Origin of the sequence: Saccharopolyspora sp. 6M (assembly GCF_020176775.1) — a bacterium.
GTDB classification, from domain to species: domain Bacteria; phylum Actinomycetota; class Actinomycetes; order Mycobacteriales; family Pseudonocardiaceae; genus Saccharopolyspora_C; species Saccharopolyspora_C gregorii.
On record NZ_JAIUJZ010000004.1, the window covers coordinates 38,356 to 48,247 of the forward strand.

The 9,892-nt window shown below is 72.3% G+C and carries 10 protein-coding genes; 6 read left to right on the top strand and 4 right to left on the bottom strand.

Going from position 1 to position 9,892, the window contains the following annotated elements; translation table 11 throughout:
* The first annotated feature begins 49 nt into the window (after positions 1–49).
* Positions 50–625 carry an HhH-GPD-type base excision DNA repair protein gene (locus LCD31_RS00565; RefSeq protein ID WP_224955392.1) on the top strand — a complete coding sequence of 192 codons (576 nt, stop codon included), beginning with the start codon at positions 50–52 and terminating at the stop codon, positions 623–625.
* Between the two features lie 238 nt (positions 626–863).
* Here the strand turns inward: LCD31_RS00565 and LCD31_RS00570 are convergent, their stop codons facing one another.
* Positions 864–1,538, bottom strand: coding sequence for a 1-acyl-sn-glycerol-3-phosphate acyltransferase (locus tag LCD31_RS00570; protein WP_224955393.1), 675 nt, complete (start codon positions 1,536–1,538; stop codon positions 864–866).
* A 182-nt stretch (positions 1,539–1,720) separates the two neighbouring features.
* On the opposite strand from LCD31_RS00570, the gene LCD31_RS00575 reads away from it, so the two are divergent.
* Positions 1,721–2,041, top strand: a complete 321-nt coding sequence (locus LCD31_RS00575) for a DUF3099 domain-containing protein (protein ID WP_224955394.1) — start codon at positions 1,721–1,723, stop codon at positions 2,039–2,041.
* 60 nt (positions 2,042–2,101) lie between these two features.
* The gene (locus LCD31_RS00580) at positions 2,102–2,356 is read left to right on the top strand and encodes a DUF3039 domain-containing protein (RefSeq protein ID WP_224955395.1); all 255 of its coding nucleotides are present in this window, start codon (positions 2,102–2,104) and stop codon (positions 2,354–2,356) included.
* 54 nt (positions 2,357–2,410) lie between these two features.
* On the opposite strand, the gene LCD31_RS00585 is transcribed toward LCD31_RS00580, so the two are convergent.
* Complete coding sequence (locus LCD31_RS00585) at positions 2,411–3,592, bottom strand: YihY/virulence factor BrkB family protein (RefSeq protein ID WP_224955396.1); 1,182 nt, start codon at positions 3,590–3,592, stop codon at positions 2,411–2,413.
* 327 nt (positions 3,593–3,919) lie between these two features.
* Between LCD31_RS00585 and LCD31_RS00590 the strand changes: the two genes are divergently transcribed.
* Positions 3,920–5,662 carry a DEAD/DEAH box helicase gene (locus LCD31_RS00590; RefSeq protein ID WP_224955404.1) on the top strand — a complete coding sequence of 581 codons (1,743 nt, stop codon included), beginning with the start codon at positions 3,920–3,922 and terminating at the stop codon, positions 5,660–5,662.
* 72 nt (positions 5,663–5,734) lie between these two features.
* On the top strand, positions 5,735–6,943 hold the full coding sequence (locus LCD31_RS00595) for a cysteine desulfurase-like protein (RefSeq protein WP_224955397.1): 1,209 nt from the start codon (positions 5,735–5,737) through the stop codon (positions 6,941–6,943).
* A gap of 67 nt (positions 6,944–7,010) precedes the next feature.
* On the opposite strand, the gene LCD31_RS00600 is transcribed toward LCD31_RS00595, so the two are convergent.
* Together LCD31_RS00600 and LCD31_RS00605 are read right to left on the bottom strand one after the other, a co-directional pair.
* The gene (locus tag LCD31_RS00600) at positions 7,011–7,196 is read right to left on the bottom strand and encodes a hypothetical protein (RefSeq protein ID WP_224955398.1); all 186 of its coding nucleotides are present in this window, start codon (positions 7,194–7,196) and stop codon (positions 7,011–7,013) included.
* A gap of 812 nt (positions 7,197–8,008) precedes the next feature.
* A complete protein-coding gene (locus LCD31_RS00605) occupies positions 8,009–9,004 on the bottom strand; it encodes a pentapeptide repeat-containing protein (protein WP_224955399.1) in 996 nt (331 codons plus the stop codon).
* A 147-nt stretch (positions 9,005–9,151) separates the two neighbouring features.
* On the opposite strand from LCD31_RS00605, the gene LCD31_RS00610 reads away from it, so the two are divergent.
* Entirely contained in the window at positions 9,152–9,766 is a 615-nt protein-coding gene (locus tag LCD31_RS00610) for a hypothetical protein (RefSeq protein ID WP_224955400.1), read from the top strand.
* Positions 9,767–9,892 lie beyond the last annotated feature (126 nt).

Here is a 9,892-nt window from a genome sequence, read left to right on the forward strand (position 1 = left end):
GAACGGCCTGCGCAGGGACGCGCGGAACCCCGCGTGCGATCCTGACCGCATGAGCCGGACGCTGCACCTGACCCAGAACGCCGAGGCCGACGCGCTGCTCTCGGAAGATCCGCTGGCGTTGCTGCTCGGGATGCTCCTCGATCAACAGGTGCCGATGGAGTGGGCCTTCGCCGGCCCCAAGGTCCTCCTTGATCGCCTCGGCGAGCTCGACGCCCGCGGCATCGCAGCGATGGACCCGGAGGAGTTCGCGGCCACCTGCGCCACCCCGCCCGCGATCCACCGATTCCCCGGCTCGATGGCCAAGCGGGTGCAGGCGGTGTGCGCGTACCTGGTGGAGCACTACGACGGCGACGCCGAGCGGATCTGGACCGACGGGGACCCGGACGGGGCCCGGGTGCTCGCCCGGCTCAAGGCCCTGCCCGGGTACGGCGACCAGAAGGCGCGGATCTTCCTGGCGCTGCTCGGCAAGCAGTGGCAGGTGCACCCGGACGGCTGGCGGGAGGCCGCGGGCGCCTACGGGGATCCGGACGCCCGCCGCTCCATCGCCGACGTAGTCGACCAGGAGACCCTGGACGAGGTCCGCTCCTGGAAGAAGGCCCAGAAAGCAGCCGCCAAGAAGAAGTGATCCGGGGCTTCGAACTCGGGTCGGGTAGGGCTCGGGTGGCGGAACCTCAGCGGCGTTCTCGCTGCGGGATCGTTTTCACAGGTGGCTCCGCCACATGAGAAAACGCTGTCCTCGCGAGAACGCCGCTGAGAACCCGCTGGTGGTCCGGTTGATCAGGTGATCGGCGGCTCAGCGGCTTCGCCGCTGACAAGAAACAGATAGGACCCGCTGGGCAGGTTCGATCAGGTGTCCTGGCCGATCAAGCCGCCTGTTGGGAGGACGGGGACTGGTAGCGGTCCACGTACTCCTGGTCGGACAGCTCCGAGATGGCGTACATGATCTCGTCGGTGATGGACCGCAGCACCGGCAGCGACCCCTCCATGCCGTGGTAGCGGGAGAAGTCCAGCGGTGCGCCGAACCGGACCTCGACGCGGGTGAGCCGCGGCACCTTCGCCCCGATGGGCAGCAGCCGGTCGGTGCCGTGCAGCGCCACCGGCACCACCTTCGCCGCCCCGCTCAGCGCCAGCCGGGCCACTCCGGTCCGGCCGCGGTAGAGGCGTCCGTCGGGGGAGCGGGTGCCTTCGGGGTGGATGCCGAACGCGCCGCCGTCGGCGAGGACCCGCTCGGCCGCGCCCAGCGCCTCCTTCGCGGCCCGCCCGCGCCCGCGCTCCACCGGGATGGCTCCGAGCGACCGGAACACGCCTCCGACGAGCCGGTTCTTGACCCCGCCGCCCTGGAAGTACTCGGCCTTCGCCAGGAACGCCACCGGCCGGGGGACCACCAGCGGCACGATGAAGCTGTCGGCCACCGACAGGTGGTTCACCGCGAAGATGACCGGGCCCTCGGCGGGGACCTGCTCGGCACCGGTGACCTTCGGGCGGTACACCGCCCGCGCCACCGAACCGAGCACCCGTTTCGTGAGCATGTACAACATCGCGCAGCCTCCCCGTCCGTCTCTCCCGCCACCCCAGAACCTACCGCCGCCGCAGGTCGCCGCGGTCGCCACCGGGTCAAGTCCACGTGAAACCCGTGGATCGGTGCGGCGGCGGTCACCCCGCGACCAGGGTGTCGGAGCCGCGGGCCGAGTGGGACGATGGAGGACGTGGAGGTGGTGTCGTGAGCAGCACTCGGCACGGCGACGACACCCCGGTGCTGATCACCGAGGCGCAGCCGTCCTACGACGATCAGCAGGCGGAGCGCCGCCGCAAGTACGCGATCATGATGTCGATGCGCATCCCGTGCCTGATCGCGGGCGCGGCGTGCTACCAGATCTGGTGGCTGGCGTTGATCATCGTGGCGATCTCGATCCCGCTGCCGTGGATGGCGGTGCTCATCGCCAACGACCGCCCGCCGCGCAAGAGCGAACAGGTCAACCGCTACCAGCAGTCGGCGCGCGCGCTGGAATCCCGCGACCACCGGGTGATCGACGACTCCTGAATCGGTTCGGGCGTCCGAGGTGCGCGGTGCACGCCGCGCGCGGTGCGGCATCATGGGGTGATGAGCACGATGACGCTTCCGGAGACCGATGTCCGGCCGGAGACCACGGACCAGACCCAGGATGACCGTCCAGAGGTCTTCCACTACGTGCAGAAGGACAAGATCGCCGAGAGCGCGGTCATGGGCACGTACGTGGTGGCGCTGTGCGGCGAGGTGTTCCCGGTGACGAAGTCGGCGAAGCCCGGCTCGCCGGTGTGCCCGGACTGCAAGAAGGTCTTCGAAGGCCTGCCCCCCGGTGGTGGCGACGACGACTGAGCCGGGTTGCTCAGTGGCTCGCCGGTGCCGGGGAGCCACTGAGAGCTGGACCGGCTAGGACTCCTCGTCGGGGTCCGGTTTCTCCTGCGCGAGCGCGGTGGTCACGATCGTCGTCGGCGGATCGACGGCGGCGCGTGGCCGCTCGTCCTTCGCCCGCCACGCCCGGTAGCCCTCCTCGGTGCGCAGCTGCTGCTCGGCGCGGCGCATCTCCAGGCGCCGCCACTTGCGCCGCTCCCGGCGGGTCATCTTCGCCGGCCACAGTTCCTGCAGCGCCTGGTTGAACTGGGCGCCGATGATGATCGCCAGCCCGATGAAGAACGCGAACAGCAGGAACGCGATCGGCGTGGCCAGCGCCCCGTAGGTGTAGCCGGTGCCGGTCACCCAGGTGATGTACCAGCGCAGTCCGACGCTGGAGCACAGGAACACGGCCATCGCCACCAGCGCGCCGGGCACCCCGCGGTGCCACGGCAGCTTCCGCGGCAGCGCCACCTTGTACAGCGTGGCCAGCGCCAGCACCAGCAGCAGCCCGGTGGCGGGGAAGTAGAACACCTGGATCAGCCACGCCACGTCGTCCTGCATCGACGGCGGAAACACCGTCGGCAGCCACTCCGGGCCGAGCGCGATCACCGGCAGTCCGACGACGGCCAGCAGCAGCGCCGCCAGGTAGAGCAGCAGCGCGAAGATCCGCTGCCACACGCTGTGCCGCACCGTGTACTGGTCGTAGGCCATGGTGATCGAGTCCACCAGCGAGGCCAGCGCCGAGGATCCCGCCCACAACGACAGCAGGAAGCCCACCGACACGATCTCGCTGCGCCCCTTGGTGAGGATGTCCTCCACCGTCGGCCCGATGATCTGGTCCACCACGTTGCCGCTGAACACCGCGCGCGCCCCGGACAGGATCTTGCCGTGCACCGCGTCCACGACGGCGGGCCCGAACCAGTCCCCGAGGAACCCGAGGCTGCCCAGCAGCCCCAGCAGCAGCGGCGGCATCGACAGCGTCTGCCAGAACGCGGCCGCCGCCGACTCGGAGAAGATGTTGTCCCACCACGCCTTGTCGATGGTGCGCCAGATCAGCTGCAACGGCCCTCGTCGCGGGCGGGTTCCGGCGGTGGCGGCCCAGCCCTGCTCGGGCGGCGACTGGGCGTCCTCCTCCGGCGCGCGCGCATCGGAGGGCTCCGGCCGTCGGCCGTGCTGGCCGGGCCGCTGGCTGTCACCGGTCGGACCTGAGGAACCCATCGCGGCTACAAGGATGCTGCATGCGAACGACGAGCGGGCGTGGACCCGGCGAACCGGGAGTGTCAGCGCGATCTCGATCCGGCTGGCGGGTCGGTGCGCCCGGTCACGGGAGGCGGGGCGGTAGGCTGCGGGTCGCCCTCGGCGGATCTCCCGCTCGGCGCGGAGCCGCGCGGCGGGACGGGTGGACGGGTTCCACCGGGCCGCCGGGGCGTCTCGCGCCCGGCCGGTGATCCGCAGGTACGCGCCGCGCGCATCGCGAGGGGGAGAAGGCTCAGGAAGGAGCGGCGAGCAAGCGTGTCCGAGGCACAACTCGATCCAGTCCGATCTGTGCTCAGCGACCCGTCGCAGGCCGCCCAGCGCCCGCTGCGCGCCTGGCAGCGCCGGGCGCTGGCGAAGTACCTCTCCAGCAACCCGCAGGACTTCACCGCCGTCGCCACGCCCGGTGCGGGCAAGACGACGTTCGGTCTGCGCATCGCCGCGGAGCTGCTGGCGGACCGGACGGTGGAGTCGGTGACGGTGGTCGCCCCCACCGAGCACCTCAAGCACCAGTGGGCGATGGCCGCGGGCGGTGCCGGGATCCCGCTGGACCCGGACTTCCGCAACTCCGACGGCTTCACCTCCAGCGACTACCGCGGCGTGGTGGTCACCTACGCGCAGATCGCCGCGCACCCCACGTTGCACCGGGTCCGCACCGAGCGGCGCAAGACCCTGGTGATCCTGGACGAGGTCCACCACGCGGGCGACGCGAAGTCGTGGGGCGACGCGACGCGCGAGGCGTTCACCCCGGCGGTGCGGCGCCTGGCCCTGACCGGTACCCCGTTCCGCAGCGACGACACGCCGATCCCGTTCGTGAACTACGAGCCGGACGCCGACGGGTCGATGCGCAGCAAGGCCGACAGCTCCTACGGCTACTCGGACGCGCTGCGCGACGGCGTGGTGCGCCCGGTGATCTTCCTGGCGTACTCGGGGGAGACCCGGTGGCGCACCAACGCGGGCGACGAGTTCTCCGCGCGCCTCGGTGAGCCGCTCACCGCGGAGCAGACCGCGCGGGCCTGGCGCACCGCGCTGGACCCGGCGGGGGAGTGGATCCCAGCGGTGCTGCAGGCCGCGCACACCCGGCTGCAGCAGCTCCGCAACGGCGGGGTGCCGGACGCGGGCGGTCTGGTGATCGCCTCCGACCACGTCACGGCGAAGGCGTACGCGAAGACGCTGGAGCGGATGACCGGCACGACGCCGACGGTGGTGCTCTCCGACGACCCGAAGGCCTCCGGCCGCATCGCCGAGTTCGCCGATTCCGACGGCGAGTGGATGGTCGCGGTCCGGATGGTCAGCGAAGGTGTCGACGTCCCGCGGCTGGCCGTCGGCGTCTACGCCACCAGCGCCTCCACCCCGCTGTTCTTCGCGCAGGCCGTCGGCCGCTTCGTCCGCGCCCGGCGCCCGGGGGAGACGGCGAGCATCTTCCTGCCCAGCGTGCCGGTGCTGCTGGAACTGGCCAGCCAGCTCGAAGCCGAGCGCGACCACGTGCTGGGCAAACCGCACCGGGAGAAGGACGGCTGGGAGGACGAGCTCCTCGCCGACGCGAACCGCACCAAGGACGAGCCGGGCGAGGAGGAGAAGGCGTTCACCTCGCTGGGTGCCGACGCCGAGCTCGACCAGGTGATCTACGACGGTTCCTCGTTCGGCACGGCCGCGTTCGGCACCAGCGAGGACGAACAGGACTACCTGGGCCTGCCAGGGCTGCTCGAACCGGACCAGGTGCGAGCGCTGCTGCGCCAGCGCCAGGAGCAGCAGCTGGAGACCGTCGGCAAGCGCGAGGCCGCGGACAAGGAGCAGAAGGCCGCCGAACGCGCCGAGCAGGCCGAGCAGGCCCGTCGCCCGCAGAGCGTGCAGGAACGGCTGAAGGGGCTGCGCAAGGAGCTCAACACGCTCGTCTCGCTGCACCACCACCGCACCCGCAAACCGCACGGCAAGATCCACAACGAGCTCCGCCGGATCTGCGGCGGCCCGCCCACCGCGATGGCCACGGTCGAGCAGCTGGAGGAGCGGATCGCCACCCTGCGGTCCTGGTGAGGGCTCGCTGCCCGCTGCGGACGGTGTCCGATCGCGACCCCGGTGTGATCGCCCGTGCCTACCCTGCTCCCCATGGCATTCGACGTGGAGAAGGTGCGGGCCCGGTACCCGGCGCTGTCCGACGGCCGGTCCTGGCTCGATTCGGCGGGCGGGACGCAGGTCCCGCAGCAGGTGATCGACGCGGTGGCGGAGGTGCTGGCGCGCGGCGTCTCGAACGTGGGCGGGGACTTCGACTCCAGCCGCCGGGCGGTGTCGGTCGTGGCCGGGGCGCGCGCCGCCCTGGCCGACCTGACCGGCGCGCCCGGCCCGGAGTGCGTGGTGTTCGGGCCGAGCACCACGGCGCTGGTCTACCGCTTCGCCGGGGTCCTCGCGGCGGGCTGGCGCCCGGGCGACGAGGTGGTGGTGACCGAGCTCGACCACGACTCCAACGTGCGCCCGTGGGTGCAGCACGCGCAGCGGGCCGGAGCGACCGTGCGGTTCGCCCCGATCGATCCGGAGACCGGGTCGCTGCCCGCCGAACGGGTGGTGGAGCTGATCGGGGAGCGGACCAGGCTGGTCGCGGTCACCGCGGCGTCGAACCTGGTCGGTGAGGTCCCGGACGTCGCGGCCATCACCCGGCGGGCCCGCGAGGTGGGGGCGACGAGCTTCGTCGACGGGGTGCAGCACTGCCCGCACGCCGAGGTCGACGTCGCGGCGCTGGGCGCCGACTTCTACGCGACCAGCGCCTACAAGTGGTCCGGCCCGCACCTGGCAGCCGTGGTGGCGGCCGACCCGTGGTCGTTGGAGACGCTGAACCCGGACAAGCTGCTGCCCTCGCCGGACGAGATCCCGACCCGGTTCGAGCTGGGCACCGCACCGTTCGAGTCGCTGGCGGGGGTGACCGCGGCCGTCGACCACCTCGCCGAGCTGGACCCCGCGGCCACCGGAACCCGCCGGGAGCGGCTGCTCGCGAGCCGCCGCGCGGTCGTCGCCCACGAGGACCGGCTGGCCGCGCTGCTGTTCGACGGGCTCGCCGAGCTGCCGCACGTGCGCCGGGTCGGCCGGCCAACAGGCCGTTGCACGCCGATCGCGGCGTTCACCGTGCCCGGCCGCTCGCCCGCGGAGGTCGCCGGGTGGCTCGCCGAGCGGGGCATCAACGTGTCCGCCGGGCACGGCTACGCGTGGCAGGCGGTGCGCGCGCTCGGCCTCGGCGAGGAGGGCGCGGTGCGCGCCGCGCTGTGCCACTACAGCGAGGAGGCCGACGTGCGGCGGCTCCTCGACGCGCTCGGCGAACTGGCCTGACCGCGCGTACCGGTACGCCGAAAGCCCCGGAGAACCAGGTTCTCCGGGGCTTTCGGGTCGGGTGTCGTTACTGCTCGTCCTGCTGGAGTTCGGCGTCCATTTCCCGCAAGCGCGGCTCGAACTCCCGGCCGTGGTGCCCGCAGAACAACAGCTCCCCACCGGATGGCAGTACGGCGCGAAGCTTCGCAGCGGCCCCGCAGCGGTCGCAGCGGTCGGCGGCGGTCAGCTCGGGGCGGGTGAGCGTTCCAGGCATCGTGATCTCCCTCCGTCCCGGCGCCGGGTCGTACCCCGACGCCCTCGATCCTGCTGCGACCACCGGTGGCCCACTGGCGGCGGGGCCGGTGCTCGCTTACCCCACTCTTGCAGACGCACAGCCGTACGTCAGTGTTCCCGAGCGGAGTGGCGACCGTCGTCACGTCGAAGTACCCGCTTGCCGCAGCACCGGTAGCGGAGCGTGGCAATCCCGGCACGGAGCCGTTTTCGAGTCCCCTGACCAGGGAAAATGGTGAACCTCGAATTGCGCCGACCGGCGTTTCGTGCGTACCGGCGGTGCGCATTCCCGGCTCCGGGCGCGAACGGTTCTGCTGCAAGCGAACGACCGGCACGCCTGGGATGCGCCGAATTCCCGAGATTCACTGTGTGATGAATCACGCCTCGATTCCCCGCGAATTCCGGCGAATCCGGCGTGGAACCGCCGCTGAGGGGCCTCCGCGGCGGAACGTTCCGGTCTCGGTCCGCCAGGATCCCCGCGGCGGGACCGTGCGGATCGATCGCGCGGAGCGGCCACCAAGCCGCACCGGTGCCGTCGACCGATCGCGCGGATCGCCCCGCGAATCCGGGCGTCCGAGCTCCGGGCGAGGCGGACTGCTCCGGCCGGGAGAGCGACCGCGGTCGACCCACGGCCGCCGCGATCACCTAACCGAGCGGGCCCGTGGGCGAACCACCGCGGCCGAGCAACGGCCGTGCCGGCCGCGTCGAGCGGTTCGCGCACGTGCAGCGCGCACTGGAGAGTCGTGCGTGCATCCTGGACACAGGGGTTCACCCACTTCCACGCACTTCGGCGGTTCAGTCTTCCGACCGGCTCATGCTGTCACGAACGGTGACCGAGCCGGAAGATCCATTACCCGATCGTACGAGCACGTGCCGCTCCCCGTCCGGTTCCTCGCACCAGCCGGCGGGCCACTTGCGGCGGACCCCGTCGGCGGGTGGCGTCGCGGAGGCGTCGGTCAGAGTGGTCTCGGTGTGCGTGCCGAAGTCGACCTCGCCCGCGAACAGGGCGTCGCGGAAGTTCGCGCCCTGGCCGTCGAAGCCCACCCGCCGGAAGTCCGCGAGTCCGGTGAACCGCGCGGACCGGAAGTCGGCCTGCTGCTCGAACACGGCGCCGCGGAACACGCCGGCGCCGTCGAAGCGGGCCCCGGCGAACGTCGCCCGCCGCACCCGGCAGCGGGTGAACCGGAACGTGCTCAGCACCGCGCCCGCCAGGTTCAGCCGGATGTCCGGCCAGAACAGCTCGGCGGTGTCCTCGTCGGCGCGCAGGTGCGCGGTCAGCACCAGTTGGGCGGTCTCCCGCACCTCCCGCTCCAGGGCGGGGTCGGTGTCGTCCGCGCCGGACGTGGCGGCGGGCATCCGCAGGTAGGCGCACAGCAGGTCCACGATGGTCTGCCGGTGCTCCGGGTTGCCCTGGGCGAGCCGTTCCAGCGCGAAGATCCCGGCCAGCCGCACCGGTGCCTTGTCGCTGCCCAGCTGGTCCGCGGCCCGGCCGTACAGCTCGGTCACCCGGGCCACGGCCGAGTCGTGGCTCTTGATCTCGATGTCCAGCTCGGTGGACCGCTGCTTGCGCGCGGTCAGCAGCAGGCCGGCCGCCCCGCCACCGCCGAGCACGATGCTGAACGCGGTGCGGATGGCGTCCAGCCGGGTTCCGGCCTCCGGCCCGGTGCTGCTCACCAGCACCCACAGCGCGATGATCGAGATCAATCCCAGCAGCACCAGCCCGATCCCCCAGGCCGCGATCGCCGCGTTGGACAGCACTTCGGGCCGCTGCGCGCTCCGCCGTTCGCTCACCACTCGATCATGTGGCTCCGGCGCGCGGTCGAGCCACCGAACGACCCGACGCCACCCGGATGCGCGGCGACGACCGCGCGGGGTGACCGCGCTCCCGGATTCACCGAACCACCTCGCCGGACCGCGGCGTCTCGATAATCTCCGCGGGTGATCACCGAACATGTCGGCGTGTCCGCGCTGACCCACGTGCACGCCCGCCCCGGTGGCCGCGGAGTGCTGCGCTTCGACCAGCAGGGCTGGACCCTGCACCGCACCGCTTTCGCCTGGCCCGACCTCAAACGGCTGATGATCTGGGTGGTCGTCGCCACCTGGGTGCTGGCGGTGCTGGCCATGCCCTTCCGCGAGCGGCTGGAGCACGACGACACCGCCCAGCTGGTCGCCGCGATCATCGCGACGCCCATGTTCCTGATCCTGGTCGGCCTGCTGCTGTACTGGGTGGTGAACCTGCTCGCCGAGGTCCTGTCGATCGTGTTCACCGTCGTCACCCTCGGGCACTTCCACCGGAACCCGCCGCGCTGGCTGCAGCGGCTGCGCGCCGCCCGGCGCCGCAAGTCCGCACCCGGCGAACCGTCCGCGCCGGTCGCCGCGCACCGCTACGACTCCGTCGTCGAAGGCCGCGTGCTGCACCGGTTCCGTCGCACCGTCGTGCTGCTGCGCACCACCGACGGGCGCACGCTGCGCTACCGCACCTGGGGCTTCGCCGGACGGACCCGGTTGCTCGGCGACGCCTTCGCCGAGCACCTCGCCGACCGGCTCCGCTGAGCGGGAGCAGACCTGGACCCGCCTCGAACGCACAGGAGGGGGGGGGGCCCCCGGGGGGGGGGGGCCCCCGGGGGGGGGGGGGGGCGGGGGGCGGGGGGGGGGGGCCGCGGGGGGCCGGCGCGGGGG